The following is a 21932-nucleotide window of genomic DNA, read 5'->3' on the forward strand; positions in this document are numbered from 1 at the left end:
TTATGCGTTAGCCTTAAATAACGCTTTTAATGTTGCACTGCAGGTCACCTCAGCAGAAGTTACCTTGCTAATAATGTTACCATCTTTATCAATTAATAAAATATTACCAATAACACGTTGTCCAACTGTTTTAGTGATAGTTAATTTAACAAAGAAGTATTCATTAATATTGACTTCTCTAAACACCTGCCAAGCATCTGTACTACTCGGTAGACTACCTTCCCCTATAAATTTACTTGTCCAAATAAGTAAAGCTTGATAAACCAAGTCATTAGCTAAAACATTATTATCAACTAATAAAAATTCACCTTGAGAACGTAAAACTGATTGATCAATAACACACTCTAACAATATCCCTGACTCATCCATTTGATGTATCTGTTTTATTCCTTGGAAATTTTTTCCATGAAATAAACTACCATCATGATAAAGCGCCAAAGCTTCTTCAGAGTCTTTTTTTATCAATGTAGGTAAAGCATCTTGATAAACTAACATTTCTGATTTTTGCTTAGATAAGTTAACCAATCCACGGAAATGGAAGAAGGTTTTACCTTTCTCTTTTTCACTACTGATCACGACATCAACACAAATCGATGACTCGCTGTCTTCAACTAATTTTGTTTCAATCAAAAACTGTTTTGCTTGGTTGCCATCAAATACAATACCTTTAAATAACTTAAACTCTTCAATCCCTTGGTATTTGTATTCTGGATATAATTCTTCACATACACTTTTCATCCAAGCAATTGAACAAACCGTCGGTAATACCTGAAACCCATCAATCTGATGATCTCGAAGCAAAGAACTATTATCGGTATTAAATACCTTAACCACACTGCTTGATAATGGTTTCGAAATCACTGGAGTTGAATCATCCTCTGTTGTTTTATCGTTCCCTGACATATCAGTACCAACAACAATTTGTACACAACGATTAGTATTTGAAGCTAACTCTCGTACTAATAATGTGGCGCCTGATTGAATAGGAATAATGTAAACACCACGTTCATCAAACATACGTTTTAATGCAGGTGTTACCATGCCACCATCCCATGGTCCCCAGTTGAAACTTAAAACTTGTGTCTCTGGATACAAAAATTTAAATCGATAAGCTGCTTTATTCAGTATTTCATTAGCAATTGCGTAATCAGATTGCCCTGGGTTGCCATAAAAACCAGCGGCAGAAGAAAACACGACAAGATGCTCTAATCGCTCTGGAACACAGCATGCTAACATCGCCTGTAGACCATTTACTTTTGTATTATAAACTTGATCAAACTCGAGCAATGTTTTTTGCTCTATATACTTATCAGCCAATACTCCAGCACCATGAATGATACCTGTGATAGCCCCCCATAACTCACAAATAGGTTCAATGGCTTGTTTTAGATTATATGCATCACATACATCTGCACTAACATATTCAGCAATACCGCCCTCATCTGAGATACGGTTTAATGTTTGACTGATTTCTCGGTTCGCAAGCACAGGATTAACCATATTTTGAATTAGTTTAGGGTTTGGCTTTTCACCCTCAGCGATTAAAAATTGCATCGCTGCTTTTTTTAATGATTCTTCTGTTTCATGCTCTAATGACCAAGTTTCTTCCTGAGCCTGATATGCAGAGCGACCTAATAAAAGAAATTTACACTGGTACTGTTTAGCAATCTCGATAACACAATGAGCAGTTACGCCTTTTGCCCCACCACTAACAAGAAAAACTGAATCTTGATCAATTGAGTGACTACTTTCTAAAGTATAACTATCCGTTGACTTCGCAACTAAGGTCAAACGCCCTTTACTGTTAAAACCAACTTCAACAGGTTTTGTTTGCTTATCATTCAACTCATTGATCACAATATTTGTTACTTTCTCTGCCGCATATTGTGATGGAATATCAAGGATACGACAGAAAACATTATCCCATTCATGAGCGAGCGTTTTCACTAACCCTGCCAAACCGCCTTGCACAAGATCTGCTTTTTTCTCAATCTTATTGGTAGAAAAATCTCCGCCCTGACGCGTTAATACAACAAATGATGAACGGGTTTCATTATTAACTTGGTTAAGCTTACTTAGTTTTGCGAGTAAAAATGCAAGCTGTAAGCCTTTTTTATATTTACTTTCAAAATGAATACCAAGCACTTCTGATTTAGGGTGTAGGTAAATAACTGATTGCCATTGTTCTTTACTTTCTAATACAACACTTAATGCGGCTTCAGTGACTTCATCTAAAGGAAGGTTAGTTACTTCTTTGTTAAAGACTTTGGTTGTTGCACTTTCGATCCAACTCGGTGTAATAACAACAACATTCCAGCCTAATTGAGATAAATTATTTGCAATATAAACACAACTTCCTTGGCCATCATTAACAAGTAGCATATTTTTATTTACAACACGTGAATCCATACATTCAAGTGCGGCTAATTGTTTAATCTGTACTGTAGCACTAGGAGATGGAGTGAATGCGATGATATTTTCTATCTCAGTAGAAACTAGAAGCGACTCATCTAACTCCTTTTTATCAATTGTTTTAGACACATTAAACCTAACAACCGAAGCACTAGAATCATTATTTACTTCATTCATGTAAGTGACAATTTCAGCTAAGGTGCGAATTTGTGATAATTGCTCAGCATCTAATTCAGGTAAGTCGATGATCTCATCTTGCACTGCACCTAATATCTCAACACGCTTGATTGAATCAATTCCTAAGTCAGCTTCCATATCCATGCTTAGTTCAAGCATCTCAGTTGGGTAACCTGTTTTATCCGCCACCACGGCTAGCATAGTTTGCTCAATCAATTTGGCATCAATTGTTTTATTAGCAATGACGTTATTCGAAATGCTATTAGACAAAGGACTTTCTTCTAACAACTGAGGTAAAGCAACGCTTACTGAACTCATCACTTCGTTCATGTAAGTGACAATTTCAGCTAAGGTGCGCATTTGTGATAATTGCTCAGCATCTAATTCAGGTAAGTCGGTGATCTCATCTTGTACTGCACCTAATATTTCAACACGTTTGATTGAATCAATTCCTAAGTCAGCTTCCATATCCATGCTTAGTTCAAGCATCTCAGTTGGGTAACCTGTTTTATCCGCCACCACGGCTAGCATAGTTTGCTCAATCAATTTGGCATCAATTGTTTTATTAGCAATGACGTTATTCGAAATGCTATTAGACAAAGGACTTTCTTCTAACAACTGAGGTAAAGCAACGCTTACTGAACTCATCACTTCGTTCATGTAAGTGACAATTTCAGCTAAGGTGCGCATTTGTGATAATTGCTCAGCATCTAATTCAGGTAAGTCGGTGATCTCATCTTGTACTGCACCTAATATTTCAACACGTTTGATTGAATCAATTCCTAAGTCGGCTTCCATATCCATGCTTAGTTCAAGCATCTCAGTAGGATAACCTGTTTTATCCGCCACCACGGTTAGCATAGTTTGCTCAATCAATTTGGCATCAATTGTTTTATTAGCAATGACGTTATTCGAAATGCTATTAGGCAAAGCACTTTCTTCTAACAGCTGAGGAGCAGCAACACTAATTGAACTCATCACTTCGTTCATGTAAGTGACAATTTCTGCTAAGGTGCGCATTTGTGATAATTGCTCAGCATCTAATTCAGGTAAGTCGGTTATCTCATCTTGTACTGCACCTAATATTTCAACACGTTTAATTGAATCAATCCCTAAGTCAGCTTCCATATCCATGCTTAACTCAAGCATCTCAGTTGGGTAACCTGTTTTTTTCGCAACCACCGCAAACATCGTACGTTCGATTAATTGAATATCGATAGCTTGAGTTATTGCCGTAACCGTTTCAGTCAATATAGGTGCTGAACTCACTACCGCATGAATAAATGATGCCGCTACCTCATTCATGTAAGTAACAATCTCAGCTAAGGTACGCATTTGTGATAATTGCTCAGCGTCTAATTCAGGTAAGTCGGTGATTTCATCTTGTACGGCACCTAGGATCTCAACACGTTTGATTGAATCAATTCCTAAATCAGCTTCCATATCCATGCTTAGTTCAAGCATCTCAGCTGGGTAACCTGTTTTTTCTGCCACTACGGCTAGCATAGTTTGTTCAATTTCTTGGCTATCAGTAATATGGTTTTTTACTGCGATAGTTGAGACTTGAGGCAAAGAAACGCTTACTGAACTCACCACTTCATTCATATAAGTGACAATTTCAGCTAAAGTACGCATTTGCGATAACTGCTCTGCATCTAATTCAGGCAAGTTAGGAATATCATCCTGCACAGCACCTAGGATCTCAACACGTTTGATTGAATCAATCCCTAAGTCAGCTTCCATATCCATGCTTAACTCAAGCATCTCAGTTGGGTAACCTGTTTTTTCTGCCACTACGGCTAGCATAGTTTGTTCAATTTCTTGGCTATCAGTAATATGGTTTTTTACTGCGATAGTTGAGACTTGAGGCAAAGAAACGCTTACTGAACTCACCACTTCATTCATATAAGTGACAATTTCAGCTAAAGTACGCATTTGCGATAACTGCTCTGCATCTAATTCAGGCAAGTTAGGAATATTATCCTGCACAGCACCTAGGATCTCAACACGTTTGATTGAATCAATCCCTAAGTCAGCTTCCATATCCATGCTTAACTCAAGCATCTCAGTTGGGTAACCTGTTTTTTCCGCCACCACGGTTAACATTTTATTCTCAATCTCATGTAAATTGATTTGAGTAATAGGATGTTGATTTTCCACAACAGCTTTAGCACTTTGAATTGTTTGATGCGTAGCTTGTAACTGTGCTTGCAAATCATTAGATTTAACAGCAGTTTGCTTAACAGTATTTTGATGAGCTGAAGTTACTTTTGCTGTATTCAACTGTGCGCTCTGATTTTGTGGCGTTTGCGAATGAGCATTGCTGGTCAAGTTAGCAACTTGATTATCGGAACTATGTGCAAACATTTGCTGCATATTATTAGTCTGATTGTTTAAATACGTTTCATGTACACGTAATGTTTCCGTTTGGAAATCGTGATACATAGCTAACGTTTTATCTAAACCTTCTGGTAATTTTTGTTGGCCAGCCTGTGCGGCTAATACGCTTTGAAAGGTTTCTGCATACTGATTTGGCCCATCTAAATAAGCTTGATGAACGGCTAATAAGTCTGATTGATGCTTAATAAATAGCTCAATATTATTTTCAATATTGGAAGCTAAATTTTGTTGTGCCGTAGGCGTTTGAGCCGGTTGATTAGCAAGTGGTTTACCAGTGTTATCAACATAAACAACTTTTTCAACAACCTTTTCAACAACAACTTCTTTTACAGTACTACTTGAAGAATGAGCATTACTTATTTTCCAATCATCCGTCAGAGCATCTTCAAAGGCCTTTTTAGTTTTTGGACTCACATAAGATGCACCAGAGAGCTTCATCGCAAGAGGTGATTTCTTAGGGGCAACAGTAGGTCGTGCTACTGCAGAATACGGGTCAATACCATCTAACTCTAATCCCATAACAGCAAGCTCTAAAGCAGCTAAACGTAGTTGTAAATCCGATGATTTTTTAGCATTACTATTAGTTGCAATAGTGAAAACGTCGTTTTTATCACTCAAGATATTATGAACTAAACGAGTTAAGACATTTTTAGGTCCAAATTCAACAAAGATGCGTCCACCAGCGTTATATAACTGGCTAATTTCTTCACTAAATTGTACTGATTGTAGAATATGTTTTTTTAGTTCAGCTTTAATTTCTTCTGGATTGTTGTTGTAAGCTTTACCCGTTGCATTAGAATAAACAGCCGTGGTTGGTTTATTGAAGGTAACTTCATCAATCGCTTGAGCAAATGGTTTTTGTGCATGCCCAACTAACGGCGTATGGAAAGCCGCAGAAACAGGCAACTCAATAACTTTAAAACCATTAGTATTTAGAGTAACTGAAGCCGCTTTAATTGCATCGGTTGTACCAGCAATAACGACTTGATTATGTGCATTATAATTAGCAATACTGACATTCTCAATTGAGGAAATTAACGTTTCTACCTCATCGGCATGACCAATTACCGCAGCCATTTTTCCTGCATCAATATCAGTATTTTCTGGTGTTGACATTGCTTGACCACGTGCAATAGTCAACTTCATATAATCAACTTCAGAAAACACACCTGCAGCCCACAACGCAGTTAGCTCACCAAAGCTATGGCCTGCACAGAAATCCGCTTTAAAACCTGCTTGTTTAAAAGTATTAAACAAACCAACTGATAAACCACCAATGGCAGGTTGTGCAAACTGAGTTAGGCGTAAATTAAGCTCTTGCTGAGAACGTTTCTCTGCATCAAAAACAGGAATAGGATAAACAATATTCGATAAACTTGCTTTACCTGCTTGATGAAATTGTTGATCCATTGCAACTTGAGTCGACATCATACTTGGGAAATGACAAACCAACTCACGTCCCATATTAACGTATTGAGAACCTTGACCAGAGAAAAGTGCAACAACTTTACCTGTTGTTTTTATACCTTGTTCACGATAAAAAATGCCTGTGGATTGAGACCACTCTTTGCTTTCATTGGCCATTAATTGTTTAATAATGTCCTGAATTAATTTAATTGCCTCATTAGCGTCATGTGCAACAAAACCACAACGCACTTGAGACTGAGCAATTTTCTGAACGGGATACGAAAGAACCATTTTATTAAAGGCATAAGGTTGAAATTCAACATCTACGTTTAATAAATTCAGGTTTTCATTTAATATTTTGATTAATTCAGCTTTGTTGTCTGCACTAAGTAAAAATGACTGTGCAACATCATTTAAACGATAAGCACCACGTTGAGCTTGCGTATATTCTTCTAAAACAAAATGAAAATTAGTACCACCAAACCCGAATGAGCTAATACCTGCTTGACGTTTAGCTCCATCAGCTCGTTGCATCCATGGTCTAGTTTCAGTATTAATATACAGAGGTGTATTTTCGATATTTAAGTTCTTATTGGGTTTATCAACATTAATTGTTGCCGGTAATACTTTATGATGCAAAGCCAAAGCCGCTTTAATTAATCCAGCAGTGCCTGCAGCTGCTTTAGTATGACCAACTTGAGACTTAACAGAACCTAATGCGACATGTTGTTTTTGATCATTATTTTCACTAAATAATAGCTCTAAACCTCTAAATTCTGCAGCATCACCCGCTTTAGTACCCGTACCATGAGCTTCAATTAGTCCACAAGTTTTTGGGTCAAAACCAGCGTCATCATAAGCGCGTTTTAATGCTTTTAATTGCCCTTCAGGTCTTGGCGCATAAATCGATTTAAATTTACCATCGGAAGAACTGCCAATACCTTTGATCACAGAATAAATTCGGTCACCATCACGTTCAGCATCTTCTAATCGCTTCAAAGCAATCATACCAACACCTTCACCGATCATCATACCATTTGATTTTTCATCAAAAGGACGAATACAATCTCCATCAGTAAATGCCGGTGTTTTAGAGAAAGACATATACATAAACGGTGAATTATCACAACAAATACCACCAGAAATCATCATGTCTGAACGATATTCTAACAAGTCTGAAACTGCCATTTTAATAGCAGCTAAAGAGCCCGCACAAGCTGCATCAACTACGCAGTTTGTGCCTCCAAAGTTAAAGCGATTAGCAATACGTCCAGCAATAACATTACCTAACATGCCTGGAAATGAATTTTCTTCCCAAGGAATATAAGCTTTTTTAAATTTTTCAACAATCACGTCGGTATCGTTATCGCTTAAACCTGACGCTTTTAATACTTTCTCTAATACAGGGCCTTGTAAGCGAGACATTAATTGCCCGCCTTGCTTCTGTCCGCCACCTACACCCAGCGTGATCCCCATTTTGTCACGATCAAAACTTGATTCCTCACTCACGCCAGCATCTGCTAATACGTCTCGAGCAACAACTAATGCCATTAATTGTGTAATATCGGTCAGCTCTAATAAATTAGGTGGTAAACCAAATTCCATTGGATCAAAGTCGATCTCAGGTAAAAAACCACCACGTTTACAATAACTTTTATCAGCGGCCTTTTTATCTTCAGAATAATAATCATCAATAGCCCAGCGATCTTCAGGTACATCTTGAATACCATTAACAGAGTTAACGATCATATCCCAAAACTGTCCTAGGTTTTTACTTTCAGCAAAAACAGAGGCCATTCCAACGATTGCAATCGGCGTTTCTTGTAAGCGAGAATTAATACGCTTATCTGACGCAGTGTTGGTGGTTTGTTCTTTTGACATTACTTTCTCCAATGGCATTACTATTAGTTCGGTTATTTGCTTACTGAGCTTTTACTGCTCATTTAATAAACTAAATCGACTTAAAAATTCATTATAATTTGCCGCTAATAAACGACGGATATGGAATGGTGCATGTTTCAATACATGTTTCATGTATCGTCTAGCTGCATCAGCTTCATCATCTTGATATAAATCGACATAAACCCATTGGCTATCAGGATCATTAGCAATCAATAAACGATGTTGGTTTGTTTTATTATTTTCTTCGCTGCCTGCTTTTTTATCTAATTCAGGTAGAGTGATAACATTAACTTGCACCACGTCCTCGCAAGTTAAACTACGCGTTTTTGCAGTTCTCGCATAATCAGTAAGCAGGCTACTTTGCTGCTCTTCTGCATCTTCTAAGCGTAATTGGTTTAATACCTCTAACATCGCTTGTGGATTCACTTCAGAGTTAAGAATTTTTTCTGAAGTATTATCTTGAATAGCCACACTCACTTGTTGTTCTAATTTTCCCAATTCATCAGCAGGATCAATATCGGCAAGTTTTGATACACCATGACGTTTTAAACATCGTTGCAAACCTGCGCGGGAGGTATTGGCATTAATAAACTGTCGACAAACTTTTAGTAACTCATCCAATGAAAGCATTAAACGAGTACGTAATTGCACAACAACATATTGCTGCTGCAATGTCAGGGTTGTATTGGAATGTTTAGGGATATGAGAAGCATCTTCTAAGGTTTCACGCTGACGCCATTTACGTACGGTAGACTCAGATATTTTTAATAAACGAGCTAATACTGCCGTTGGTAACTCGGAGTCTCGGATAAAGGCTCTTATCTCAGGCGTTGTTGTCGCGTTTTTATGCTGTTTTGCAGTCAAAATAATTTAATTCACAAAATGTAAAGTAGAAATTGACTGTAATATACACAGGTATCATTCCCTATACAATCTACCGATACTTTTATTTGTATTATTTATGAACGGATTAAATTTATGTGACTGAACACTCATTTAAGATCATTAAGATCAATATGTAAGAGGCTGATAAGATTGAAAATGCATAGGAAAAGCAGATGATTAAAACTGATATAAAAGGGAAATAATGACCTTAATGATAAGGCCATTGGATATTAATGAATACAGTGAATCCTCATCAATTAGGTTCTATAAAGCACTTTAGTAAAGTGCTCATTCTAACATAGTTAGAATAAGTGCCAATGGATATCCACCAGCACTAGAGCCTATCAGTAGTTAAGCATAAAGAGCGTTAGCATCACACTCTATTCCCGCCTCTTTAAACTCTTGTAATAGCTTCATTTCCCAACTTTCATTAGTGCCTATGTAAACAACACCTTGTATATCATTTTGTATTTCTACGCTCGGGTCTACAATCGCCGCAACTTTATCCATACCTAATCTAGCAATGAAATAACCATGTTCAAAAACTACATTCTGTCTAGCTCTCTTGTTTAAAACTGGCTCTTCTAAAGCACCTATAGCTTTGGCTTTTCGACCTTCGTCACAAGGCGTATAGAGAATAATAGCATAGGCAACATCACCATTTTTTATCAACTTATTAATAATAGTGTTACCACCATTAGCTCTATCCATAAGTATTATCGGGTCTAGCCCTAGCCTACGGACAAAGTTATCTACTTTTAATCTAAGTACTTCGTCGTGACCATGAACAATAAACACTTTTTGTTTAGGAGCTTGTTGGGTATTGGGAGTATTCATATATGGTTCCGTAGTCTTATAATGTATAGGTCGTTCTATTATTTGCGGTTGAGGTCGTATTTGCTCAGTTAAAAACTCTCTATCTAAAATACTAGAATGAGGTTGCATGTGCGCGGTTAGTGCCGTTAGGTCTATAGCATTTGGTTGAGTTAGTGCGTTGCTCATTTCCATTGCTTTAGTCATTTCTGCTAATGCACTTGGTTGATATAGCTGTTTGGTCATTTCTGCTATTGCACTTGGTTGATATAGCTGTTTAGTCATTTCTGCTATTGCGCTTGGTTGGGCTAGCTGTTTGGTCATTTCTGCTATTGCACTTGGTTGGGCTAGTGCTTTGCTCATCTCTATCGATTTGGTCATTTCTGCTATAGCGCCTGATTGAACTTGTAGCGCAGTCAAATCTAAAGCACTTGCTTGAGCTGGATAATAATCAGTCAATGACTTTACTTTACTCGCTTTACTAGAGTCTTCAGGTGTTAGTTTATTGGCTATATCAATGCATTTTAAACGAGCTTGTTCGCTATATCCTGACTCACCTGAGTAGTGGTTATTACTTTCTCTATCATCATCATATCGCTGAATCAAACCAAGCAACACACCACCAACAGTTTGATTATCACTTATAGTCCAAAAGCCACGCATTTTATTAGCTTTAGAGCCTGACTTTTGACCTACAGTATAAGCTTCATCATAGATATCAATATCATAGTCTTCAAAAAAACTACCAAGACTCTTATGTGTAAAGTCAAGTAAATGACCATCTTCCATTTGTAAGTAGCTTTCTAAAATGTTTTTATCTCTGTTGGTCAAATCTGCCATAAAATCTCCTAGTTAGAGATTCATTTTACCACAAACAATCCTTAGCAATATAAAGTGTTAACAGTTTCATATTACGGAATACCCAAGTTGATAGGTCAAACCAGAATCAACCTTTCAATTTCTTACTGACTTTTGCAACAGTGCCTAAAGAATACCCCGTTTCTGCAACTGTCTTTCTAATGCTTAGGCCATTATTCAAATGTTGCTCAATCAGTGCATAGTCTACAGTTGGCTTTCTACCCTTATACACACCTTTTGCTTTAGCTTTTGCAATGCCTTCTTTCTGGCGCTCTAACATTATTTCACGTTCGAACTGATAAACAGACCCAAGTAGGTTCAACATTAATTGATTCATCGGGTTTTTCTTGTCCGCTGTAAAAGTCATAGCCTCTTTTCTGAACTCAACCGCAACACCCTTGCTATTAAAGAACTCGATAATATCAATCAAGTCTTTTATGTTACGTGCAAGACGGCTTATATCATGAACCGTTACCGTATCGCCTAATCTCGCGAAATCTTTTAGATTATTAAGTTCTGCCCTATCTGTTGTTGAACCACTAACTTTATCAGTAAACGTTTTGTCCGCTTCAATAAGTTGTCTGTCGTCATTTTGTTCTACGGTTGAAACTCGAATATAAGATAAAAGCATAATACACCTGTGTCATTTAGAATCTAGAGTCCACTGTAACAGGCTGTTATACTAATTCATACCAACTCATAATGAACGCTTTTTACAGCTTTTTACCGTTACATTTAGACCGCGCTCTATTAGATACAAAAAAGCCGTAACAAAATTTACGGCTTTTAAATTCAAACTTTAAAACTTAATACCTAAAGTTGCCATAGCTGTTTGCGTATTTGTTCGACTAGCCATTAATAGCTCATCAATCGCGCTCGATGCAATAACACTTTCAAATAGAGATTCCCCCCACCAGATTTTTTATGACCTACATCCACAAATTGCAACATGAGAATATTGCAGGCCCACGCTTGGTGTATAGTTTTATTTGATATATTGATTTTCATTTAATAAAGGATAATAGTATGAATAGTTTGATTAAGGCAGTTGTGATTATGTTTTGTGTGGCAGTTGCTTCGCCAGCTTTTTCTCACGGCGGAGGCCTGAACAAACAAGGAGGTCATAATTGCTCTGAGAAATCTAAAAGCAAAGGACTGTGTTCGGGCTATCATAAGCATCGCTAACAAATATAGCGCAGTTTCATTAGACGCAGAAAGCCGTGACAATAGTCACGGCTTTTTAATTAATGCCCAAGGTTGTCATAGCTATTTGCGCATTGGTTCGACTAACCATTAATAGCTCATCAATAGTCTTGTGCTTGCACTTCGCAATCAGTCGCGTTCGCTCAGCATCAGAACACAACACTTTCACGTAACAATGAAAGCTCACCATATAATCATCAATCGCGCTTGATACCGTGACGCTTTCAAACAGCACATCATCATCACTGGCTTTTTTAAAATAATTTTCAATGTAATTCATTATAAAAAACTCCTCAAATCATTTAGGTCATCGGTAGATGTACGACTGAGGTCAATCATATTGTTTTTCAATAATTCAGTGATTGTCATTTTTTCACCCGTTACCGCCAGCTCTTGTTTATTCGGCTGCTCTTTTAGCATTTCATCAAGTTCCGACTTTACAACCATTTGCTCTATTTTATGACTATGCTTCAAAGACTCAGAGAACTGGACCGCTAACAATTCTTTAAGCAAGTAAATTTGAATTTCTTGTTTAACTCCATTTGATAGATTGAAATTGAGTTTGTAATCATCAAGCAACTCCAGCGGAGACTTAGAGGTAATTAATGCTTTTATCGCATTGCGTCGCTCGGCATTACAAGTGCGAGCTTCCGCACTCTTGGCTTGAGCTTGTACTGCATTATCTTTAGTAAACATACCAACTCCTATGCTACAGACGTGCTACAGGTTTTCTGTAGCTCATAAAAAACTAAATCTTGCTTCCGTAATCGCTCGACCCTCAATGAATCTGTAGTTAACAAATCCGATTCGATTTGCTCTCTTAGCTCATCAGGTAAAAGCTTTAACAAACCATGTTTAAAAGTCGAATATTTTTCGACCCTGAAAATGCTATCGAAGATTTCATTTGATATCCCATACGCTTTAAATGCATTCTGATTTACTATGTATATCATCGTAAGCCTCCTGCAATTAATTGCTCCAGAGTAACTTTGTTGTCAACTATCCCGTAACTAACGTTAGTAGTGTTTTTAGTCGCGCTTGCAGTTTCAGTGATTTTTTCAGATTCAGATTCAAGCTCGTCCTCCAAACTCAATACCTCAACTAATCGCTTCAAAACAGACTCACTCAAGCTATCAATTACAATTTCTGCATGTACATCAACTAACTCACCAGTCTCAACCAAATGAGCATCGTCTACAATATCAATTTCAAAATCTTCCGATTCTAAATTTAAATCAAGTCTTGTTGTGTAAACACCACCTGTTTCAGTAAAAGCAACCAGTCCAACTCTATGCTGATAATTCATTTTGTCTGTGTTGAAATATAATTCCATACCACTGTCATTATGTTTTTTTAGATAGCAAGATTCAGTTACGTAGTGCATTGATTCAGTTTCGCTAGGCTCAAAAACCCCCGATTCATTTATAGAATTGTCATTACTAATGAAGTAATTGCCACGAGCGTCCGCATTCACGTTTAATGAAAATCCAGTGCGAAATAGTGATTGATACTTTTTGCCAACTGAATTGTCATCAAGAAACAGAATTGATTTTCTTTCTTGATTGAATCGGCCAATGACCTTATTCAAATCTCGTTTTTGAGCCGATTCCTTATCAGCAAATACGATTGATTTGTGAGACGGTTCAATTCCGCTAATTTCTTTTTCAATTTTCATATACTCAATTCCTCAGCTTGTACAACCTCAGTTTCTGCCAGACCAAATTCATCAACAAGCCTCGACACTTGCTCTAACATTTCTACACCACTTAGCTTTACGTACTGTTCTGTATTTGCGCATAACAAATACGTATCGGGTTCAATACTGTTATTGCCCACGACTACTAATGAACCCACTTTAGTTTTAATGACTATGAACCGACGTACCGCTTGTGCATGATATTCAATTTCTACACCGAACCGTTCTGATAATATTGATAACGACATTATTTTGCCCCTAGACGTTCGAGCATGATTTTCGAGACCAATTTCTTAGTTGAATTTTTAGTTAACTGTGATTGAGTTTCATCTAGAAGATTATCGCTGATATCACGATACATTTTTGCAAGCGCCTTGTTATCAACTCCTAATTTGTTTGTCGTTTTGAATTCAAGTAGAAAACTTGCCTCGTTTCTTACTTTATTCTCTGCTAACTCAGCCATAAGATTTGAGAACGATTTAACAGCCTTTCGGCTCTCATTAATTTTGTCTTTATTTTTTCTGTAGTGCTTTAAGCTTGATAAGCGTGATTGCTCTTGATTTGTCATTTATGCCCCTTTGTTACATCTATTTAGTGATGTAATCAGACGCTTGACAGTAGATATGAGTAACTGCATTAACCAAGAGTGAATCAGCGTTAGAATCGATAGTAGGTCGCATACGCCGTAGGCGTTGTTGCTTCGCAACTTAAGCATACAAACGTAATGATTTAGGTTCCAGATAGAGTGCTACTTATATAGTAACTTTAAGTGGAGCCTAATTAGTTGCTACGCAACAATGCCTGCGGCATATCATTTTATGAATTCACTTTAGACGCTTGCGTCACCGTGATACTCTCGTGAGAAAATACACGTACGTACTTTTTCACGAGGCAATATGAAACAAGCATTTATAAACGTCAACAAACTACTTGTACCCAAGAATCGAGAGCGAAAAGTTAATATCGCTAAGGTTAAAGAATTAGCAAAATCAATTCATACGCTAGGGCTAATTAGCCCTATCGTGGTTAGTCGAGACAAAAGGACCGTCGTTGCTGGCGCGCATCGAGTCGAGGCATGCAAGCTTCTTGAAATAGAGGAAATAGAGGCGCGCATTATTCTATCCGAGCAAGATGCAAAGCTGGTTGAAATTGATGAAAATTTTAAACGAAATGATTTAAAGCCAGCAGAGCGCAAAGACCACGCAGTTAAGCGCATGAGTGAAATTATATTGAGAATTCGTGAAACTGAGAGTGACGAGGTTATTCGAAAAGCTATCCAAGAGAATGTCGACAACAAGAATTTGAGCGCAGATGATTTCAAAGAGGCTCTTGATATTGCTACTGGCTGGGCTTCGTTAGAATCCAATACCAAGCCAAAGGTAAAAGAGGCAGTAAAGAAAGCTGAGCGTTGCGTTAAAAAGCTGGCCGAAGACATTGTAATGGGTGAATTGGGGCTGTCGCGACGATACCTCAGGGATGCGGTGAAAACAGAAAAGAAAGTTGCAGTTGGTGACACTCCTCGAATTTACTTTGATGACCCGAAGCCAGAAGAGATGGAGGCGCAGGTTAAATTATTAACTGGTACAGCAATGAAAAAGGTAAGGCGATTAGGTAAAGAATTGCGTGCAGAGTTAAATGAAATCAATAGCAGTGATGCTAAAGAACTTGAGACGTTGATTGCTCAAATAGAAAGGATTGGGGGTTTAACATGATAATTACAGCAAGAATTCTTGATGTGTTGAAAGCGTTTAGCAAGATTAACATGAGCCTTTATATGGAAAAGAATGGCGTACTGGCAACCAAGAACTTGAACGGTGGCGTCTACGCCAAGGTCAATTTCCCTGTTCAAATAGATAACGATTACGGAATTTATGATTTGCCAGAATTCATTGACAGGTGCTACTCAGGCTCAGAGTTGCAAATCAACGGCACCGATATCACAATTGACCGGAGCACAACAGCTAAGCTACACAGCGCAGACAAAAGCGTGATTGTCAGCCCTAAACCCATAGAAATGAAGTTATTTGAGAATATATCACCTTCAATTTTTGAGATGAATATCAACGGCGCACTGGTAAAGGAAATTAAAAAGCATAAACATCATAACCTTGTGATTAGCGCCAGTGCAAACACTGTTCGTGCGACCATTGTAGATTATGGGCTCAGAAATGAAGTAATGCGACTGGCAGAAGCACCGCGAACAACTCCCGATTTCTCAGTAAACGTATCGACAAACAATCTAATGCACCTGCCTAGTGAAGATACTAGGGTTCGAATTACAAAAGTTGGAGTCATTCTTTTTGAATCAAAAAACATTCAGTCCATGGTGATTGCCCAAGCTTGCAAGCACCCTTACCTATAAGTAACGGCTTGCCGTCCGTGCGTAGCACGTTTACTTCTGAGTGTTTACGCTTGACGTGCTGTTTTCATAACGATTTTAGGTTCCACTTAAAGTTACTATATAAGTAGTACTCTATCTGGAACCTAATTTAGAGGCTTCGCCTCGCGCTACGCGCACAAACCCTAATTAGAAATGGTTCTGAATAATCCATTGAAGCGTAGCGTTAATTGACGACGCAGTCGTCCGTGCGTAGCACGTTTACTTCTAAGTGACGTGCTGTTTACGTTTGAGTCGCTCCGCTCCGCGCTACGCGCGCAAACTCTAATTATAAATGGTTCTGAATAACTCTATATTTTAATCTTTTGATTTTAAGAGTTCGGCCTATTCGCGTAATTAGTTTTATAGTGGCTCAACCGCCTGCTATCACTGAGCCGAGAGGAATAGAGTGTCGTACTTTTGGAATAGAGTGTCGTACTTTTTTTAACTCAATATAGCTAACTTGTGCGCTTGCTCAGTTTGTTTACTACCTTCCGAACCCCTAGTAAAATAAGACTTCAATTAGCTACTAAATAGATTAGTAGTCACTTCCGACTACCTAATCTAAATTCTTCGATATCATTAGAATGCGTACTGCATTTGATACTTCCAGTGTCTACCGCGTAATAACGTCAATTATTACGCATTCTAATGATATTGACCTTGTTGACGCAGGGATGGAATCCACTGGAATAAAATGAACTATCAAATATTCGCGAACTTAACCATCACTCGCGGTCAAAATAAAAAACAAGAATGGAAATCGTTCTACACCGTAAAATCTCTAAAGCTCAGAAACAAAAAAACAAAACAATATATCGAACTATCTGACGAATCGTTAAACAAGCAAATGCGCGGCCTAAACTTATCTAAATCTCGCCGTGATAGCTTAAATAGACGTATCCGAAAAATGGCCAGTGATAACTTAATCGACTTATCTGAATTCAAAGTGCATCTGCAATCGAAAGGTAAAACTATATCAGTATGGTTCGTAAAGAAGACTCAGGAACTCCAAAATATCACTATCGAAACGCACGTAATCGAAGAACGTCAAAAATCCAAAAATAGAGAATATATAGTATTCCATGACTACGAGACTTTAAAGGTGGACCAAATGAACGCTAAAACTAAATCGATTGTTTTTAACTTAAACACTTTAGAAAAAGAAGAAAATCGTGGCTGGAAGCTTGGTAAATTACGTAAAAACGCGACATTAGAAGAAAACACAGAGAAGACGAATGAAATCATTGAAACTGTTAATACATTAACTGATAAATCAGAACAAATGGAGTCCACATTACAGGAAATGGAAGCGCGTATACGCGCTGAGTTTGAAGAAAAAATGAATTTAATGAGAGCGCAGATGCAAGAAGGCATGTAATTGTTAAAATGCATTATTAAGCGGCATTTCCGCATACTAACTAAGACAAAGATTTTATGAACACTAAATATTTTTGTATTCACTGCTTATTGATACAACAGCATTAACACCCATTATGCTTTAAAAAAGCCGATTCATTAATTTGAATCGGCTTTTTCGTCTAGAGTTTTAAACTCTTTTGATAAATGCTTTATTCTGCTGACACGATTTGCCGTATCAGACTTACGAACTAATCGACATATTCAAAATCTTCAACACCAACAAGAAGGCTAGCAATCTCCTTTAAAAGCTTCTCGCTATCGTGCGTACCTAATAACGTAGAGTTACCAACTCCGTGGCGTTGCTCTAATGTACGGATAATTCTATGACCATTTTTCTGTATGCAAGTAAGCTTAAAAACAGCTCCAGTTTTTCCATACTTACGTAGGAAAAGCACTTCAACTTTATCAATCAATTTTCTGAAAGTAGCGTTCTGCTCTTGGGCATCCTCTAATTCAAACACTTTTTTGTATTCAACTTCCACTTCTGTGCTTTGCTTTTCATCTTCATCTTTGCTTTCTTCAATAAGTCGCTCTAATCGACTTATCTCAGCATTAGAACGCCTCGCGGCTTTTAAGTCTTTATTGTTTCTCGCATCAGATAATAGCTCTTCTTCAAACTGTTGTTGCTCTATTAGCTCAACGGTTTTTGATATATATCCTTTCTTTATTGTGTAGCTCATTCCAGAAAGCATTTGCTTCATTAACAAATCTGGTTCACGTATTAAATGGACGTTCTGACATCGCCCTTCTGTTGCACCGATGCATTTTCTATACATGACTTTTTTCCCATTATACGCACTTGTTCTTTGCACCATCCCAGACCCACAATCGGCACAGCGCATTATTCCTGTAAAAGCACTTTTCTTGGATATCCTGCCAGTTTTCTTCTGCTGTAGGCTCTGCCAACTTTCAAAGTTAGTGAGCGGAGGAAACATATCAGGCACTTTCTTTATCGGTTTCATTTCACCGCTACCAGTCGTATCGTAATAGACTTTTGCACCATATAAAGCGTGGTTCTTAATGGTCTGCCTTACAATCGAACCACCCCAACCTTTTCCAGATAACCCCCCTGGTAGAAGCTTGTTCAACTCTTTTGCAATAGTCTGGTTGCTATTACCTTTCAGCTTACCCTCAAGCATTACACTGGCATATTCGGCTTTGTCGTTTAAAGTCGGTATACCACCAACTAACTTTATCCAGAAAGGCAACTTACCTTTTATTATGTTGTTCTCAACAAGTCGTGATTTGGCATTTTTTATTAGGTTAGACTTTCGCTCACTTTCTTGCATTGCGCGGTCAGCATCTAACAATAGTGGCAGAACAGGCCCAAGATTTGTCATTGTTGTTTTGTTGTAGATTTGCCCAGTGTCGAGCATTACGATATTTACATTTAAGTCGACCAAGTCATTTACAAGGTCCAAAGCGTGTTGGTATCCTCGTCTAGTTAGTCGGTCTGTATTTTCAAATAAGACGTAATCAACTGACACTCTATGGCTTTCTATTGCGTCAACTAAATCAACTAAAGCCGGACGCTTACCACCTTCTTTAAAAGCAGACACGCCTAAATCATTGAATGTCTCTTCTATAAGTTCAACATCGTTGTACTTGCACCATTCCTTGGCTTTTTGAGTTTGTCGTAGGACTGAATCGCCCTGTTCTTGTTTGAGAGTAGAAAATCGTATGTAGAGTAAAGCTTTCATATTGGCAACCTAATCAGTGGTATATTCGAAAAGCACATTAGCGAAGCCAGTTTACTAAAACCTAGCACTGCATATGCAGGGCTAGGTCAAGAAAACTATATTAGATTCGGTACAGTACTTTAACAACATGCCAGCCAAATTTGGTTTTAACTAAGTGAGGAGTAATTAATTCTCCGTTAAAACACACCTTATCAAAAGCAGGTACCATTTGGCCTTTTTTAAATTCACCTAAGTCCCCTCCTTTTTTTCCTGAAGGACAAGTTGAATATTTTTTTGCCAATGTTTGAAACTTTGCACCTTTTTTTAGCTGTGCAATAATATCTTCAGCTTTATCCTGATGTTTCACTAATATGTGTAATGCAGATGCTGTTTTAGCCATTTTTTATACTCTTTGTAAAGCTATTGTTTATTAATTTACATATGTAAATAACGTTTAATTTTTTTCGTTGGTGTTTTGATAAAAGGGTCTGTTTGCTCAAATACACTAGTCAGTTTTGAAAATGATGATAACTGTTCATTTGACTCTACTTTAATTTCTTCTAATGAAGATAAAATATCTTGATGTAATTTAGCATCACTATTGTTTTTAAGATCATATTGTTGATCAAACAGATCATAATCTAGATGGATTTTTGCAACTACTTTATTGTCAAGTTCATAAACCATAGAATCAGCAACTAAAGGATGTTGCTCAATCACAGCTTCTATACATTCAGGGTATATATTTTCACCGTTGGGGCCAATAATAACATTTTTACTACGTCCATTAATGGTTAGGATCCCCATCTCATCAACATAACCTAAATCGCCTGTATTTAACCAACCTTCTGCGTCTAATACTTCAGCAGTGCGCTCTTGGTCTTTATAATATCCCTGCATAATATTAGGGCCACGAACGTGTAATTCACCATCTCGATCTTGCTCATTTGTTTTCACAAAACGATATTCAATTTCTGCTGCGAATGTACCCGTTGTTCCGACTCGAGTTTTACCAGGTATTGCACCCGCAATAATAGGAGCTGTTTCAGTTAATCCGTAACCAATGGCATATGGGAATCGCGCTTCAGACAAAAAATCTTCAACAAAACTAGATAATTTTGCCCCACCAACACCAAAGAATCTTATTTCACCACCAAAACTTTCTATTAATTTATTACCTGCTATTTTATTCATTTTTTTACGTATAAAAGCAACATTATCGTAAAGATACTTAATGGTCTTATTTTTATTAAATTGCGTTAACACTTTATTTTTGTAAATTTTTTCAATAACTAAAGGCACACTTAATATGCAAGTTGGTTTTACTTGCTGCATTGCACCTAATATTATTTTCGGAGAAGGGATTCGATTAAGGTAATGTATAGATGCCCCATTAGCAAAAGGCACTAAAAAACCTACCGAACATTCAAAAGTATGTGCTAGCGGTAAAATGGATAAAAAGCGGTCATTCTCTTTTATCTCAATTAAGGTGTTAGCTTGATGAAGCTGTGCCATTAAATTATAATGACTGAGCATTACACCTTTAGATTGCCCCGTAGTTCCTGATGTATAAACAATAGCAGCAAGATCATTTGGATTAATGGTTAAAAGATCGTCAATTTCACTGATTTTTAATAGATTTTTCTGTTTTGCAAAATCTAACACTTTATTTTTAATCTGCGCAACGGTCTGTGCCCCTTTAATAAAGAACTCTGAGTGTGCAGGCGTTTTGTCTTCCACTAAATCAAGTGTTTCTAATGAAAAAACATAAGATAAATTAGAACTAAAATCCTCTTCGTCTATTGTCTCCATTTTCTTATTTGAAGCAAATATAGCTTTCGCTTCAGAATGTTTAATAATGTGGTGAACTTCATTATTATGAAAGTCAGGCAAAATAGGCACAACAACTGCCCCCATGGCTGTTATTGCTAAATAAACAAGGCCCCAATGCGGCATATTTTCACTACATATTGCAATTTTATCACCTTGTTTTACCCCTAATTCTTTAAACATAACTTGTAATTGGATCACTTTTTGTTGTGCTTGTTGGTAAGTAATACCAGCTTCTCCAACATGTGTCACAAATACATTTGAAGCATATTTTTTAAATGTATGGTCCGCTAAAGACATTAAATTGTTGTGAGAAAGATTAAGTGACATAAAGCGCCTTTAAATTAGAATAATGAGCCATTTTCAAACAAGGTTTTTGATTGAAATTTAAGTATGAATATAGAGAAAATAAAAAATTGAACTCTATGATCTTAGTTTAAACTGAGCAAGTTTTTGTATTATCTCACACCTTTTCAGTATGTTAGTTTATAAATCTATCATTTTTTTATTTTAGTAAAACCTTAAAAGGTTGTTATAGCTCAGTAACAAGCTGTGATAAAATACTCTTTTTTATTCATTGGAACATCTCTATGGCACGCCAAGTTACTTATTTTTACCAAGGTACCAAAAAAACAATTACATTTTCATTTAGTCAACACTTTGATATTTATGAAGGTGTTGCAGCTGCAGAAGGTGTTGATTTAACTTCATTTTGGGCAATGGAAAAGCAAATAGAAATGAGTTGTCGTGGTCAAGGTATTATGAAAAATTACCGTGCTAATGAATTTGAACGCATGGGCTTTTCTGATATTAAATTTGTTAGAGATGAGACCAAAGAACCTAAAGAAAAAAAATAATGTTCGCCTATCGT

Annotated in this window: 16 protein-coding genes; 4 read left to right on the forward strand and 12 right to left on the reverse strand. The window is 37.1% G+C overall.

Translation table 11 applies throughout. From position 1 onward, the window contains the following. The 9 genes from E2R68_RS02270 to E2R68_RS02315 form a co-directional block, all read right to left on the reverse strand. The gene (locus E2R68_RS02270; RefSeq protein ID WP_134275890.1) at window positions 1–8277 is read right to left on the reverse strand and encodes a type I polyketide synthase; all 8277 of its coding nucleotides are present in this window, start codon (window positions 8275–8277) and stop codon (window positions 1–3) included. Window positions 8278–8328: 51 nt separating this feature from the next. Continuing rightward, window positions 8329–9162, reverse strand: coding sequence for a helix-turn-helix domain-containing protein (locus E2R68_RS02275; RefSeq protein ID WP_134275891.1), 834 nt, complete (start codon window positions 9160–9162; stop codon window positions 8329–8331). Between the two features lie 372 nt (window positions 9163–9534). Continuing rightward, window positions 9535–10836 (reverse strand): TIR domain-containing protein, encoded by a 1302-nt coding sequence (locus E2R68_RS13970; protein ID WP_208380102.1) that lies wholly within the window; start codon window positions 10834–10836, stop codon window positions 9535–9537. A gap of 106 nt (window positions 10837–10942) precedes the next feature. Continuing rightward, on the reverse strand, window positions 10943–11485 hold the full coding sequence (locus E2R68_RS02285; protein WP_208380103.1) for a recombinase family protein: 543 nt from the start codon (window positions 11483–11485) through the stop codon (window positions 10943–10945). Window positions 11486–12094: 609 nt separating this feature from the next. Next, complete coding sequence (locus E2R68_RS02295) at window positions 12095–12337, reverse strand: hypothetical protein (RefSeq protein ID WP_134275894.1); 243 nt, start codon at window positions 12335–12337, stop codon at window positions 12095–12097. Then, a complete protein-coding gene (locus E2R68_RS02300) occupies window positions 12337–12753 on the reverse strand; it encodes a hypothetical protein (protein WP_134275895.1) in 417 nt (138 codons plus the stop codon). The genes E2R68_RS02295 and E2R68_RS02300 overlap by 1 nt, the downstream gene beginning before the upstream one ends. A 253-nt stretch (window positions 12754–13006) precedes the next feature. Further along, window positions 13007–13732, reverse strand: coding sequence for a hypothetical protein (locus tag E2R68_RS02305; RefSeq protein ID WP_134275896.1), 726 nt, complete (start codon window positions 13730–13732; stop codon window positions 13007–13009). After that, window positions 13729–14001, reverse strand: coding sequence for a hypothetical protein (locus tag E2R68_RS02310; protein WP_134275897.1), 273 nt, complete (start codon window positions 13999–14001; stop codon window positions 13729–13731). The genes E2R68_RS02305 and E2R68_RS02310 overlap by 4 nt, the downstream gene beginning before the upstream one ends. After that, a complete protein-coding gene (locus tag E2R68_RS02315) occupies window positions 14001–14321 on the reverse strand; it encodes a hypothetical protein (protein ID WP_134275898.1) in 321 nt (106 codons plus the stop codon). Before E2R68_RS02315 ends, E2R68_RS02310 begins: the two co-directional genes overlap by 1 nt. 328 nt (window positions 14322–14649) lie before the next feature. Between E2R68_RS02315 and E2R68_RS02320 the strand changes: the two genes are divergently transcribed. From E2R68_RS02320 to E2R68_RS02330, 3 genes are all read left to right on the forward strand, one after another. Continuing rightward, window positions 14650–15465 (forward strand): ParB N-terminal domain-containing protein, encoded by an 816-nt coding sequence (locus tag E2R68_RS02320; RefSeq protein ID WP_134275899.1) that lies wholly within the window; start codon window positions 14650–14652, stop codon window positions 15463–15465. Next, complete coding sequence (locus E2R68_RS02325; protein ID WP_134275900.1) at window positions 15462–16115, forward strand: LCP family protein; 654 nt, start codon at window positions 15462–15464, stop codon at window positions 16113–16115. The genes E2R68_RS02320 and E2R68_RS02325 overlap by 4 nt, the downstream gene beginning before the upstream one ends. Window positions 16116–17244: 1129 nt before the next feature. Continuing rightward, on the forward strand, window positions 17245–17511 hold the full coding sequence (locus E2R68_RS02330; protein WP_134275901.1) for a hypothetical protein: 267 nt from the start codon (window positions 17245–17247) through the stop codon (window positions 17509–17511). A 229-nt stretch (window positions 17512–17740) separates the two neighbouring features. Here the strand turns inward: E2R68_RS02330 and E2R68_RS02335 are convergent, their stop codons facing one another. From E2R68_RS02335 to E2R68_RS02345, 3 genes are all read right to left on the reverse strand, one after another. After that, window positions 17741–19252, reverse strand: coding sequence for a recombinase family protein (locus tag E2R68_RS02335; protein WP_134275902.1), 1512 nt, complete (start codon window positions 19250–19252; stop codon window positions 17741–17743). Between the two features lie 100 nt (window positions 19253–19352). Continuing rightward, window positions 19353–19631 (reverse strand): peptidylprolyl isomerase PpiC, encoded by a 279-nt coding sequence (ppiC, locus tag E2R68_RS02340; RefSeq protein ID WP_134275903.1) that lies wholly within the window; start codon window positions 19629–19631, stop codon window positions 19353–19355. 35 nt (window positions 19632–19666) lie between these two features. Continuing rightward, entirely contained in the window at window positions 19667–21391 is a 1725-nt protein-coding gene (locus E2R68_RS02345) for an AMP-binding protein (protein WP_134275904.1), read from the reverse strand. A gap of 260 nt (window positions 21392–21651) precedes the next feature. Here E2R68_RS02345 and E2R68_RS02350 point away from each other — a divergent pair, with 260 nt between their 5' ends. After that, entirely contained in the window at window positions 21652–21918 is a 267-nt protein-coding gene (locus tag E2R68_RS02350) for a DUF2960 domain-containing protein (RefSeq protein WP_134275905.1), read from the forward strand. The last annotated feature ends 14 nt before the right edge of the window (window positions 21919–21932 follow it).

Source organism: Psychromonas algarum, from assembly GCF_004376845.1.
Taxonomy (GTDB): Bacteria; Pseudomonadota; Gammaproteobacteria; order Enterobacterales; family Psychromonadaceae; genus Psychromonas.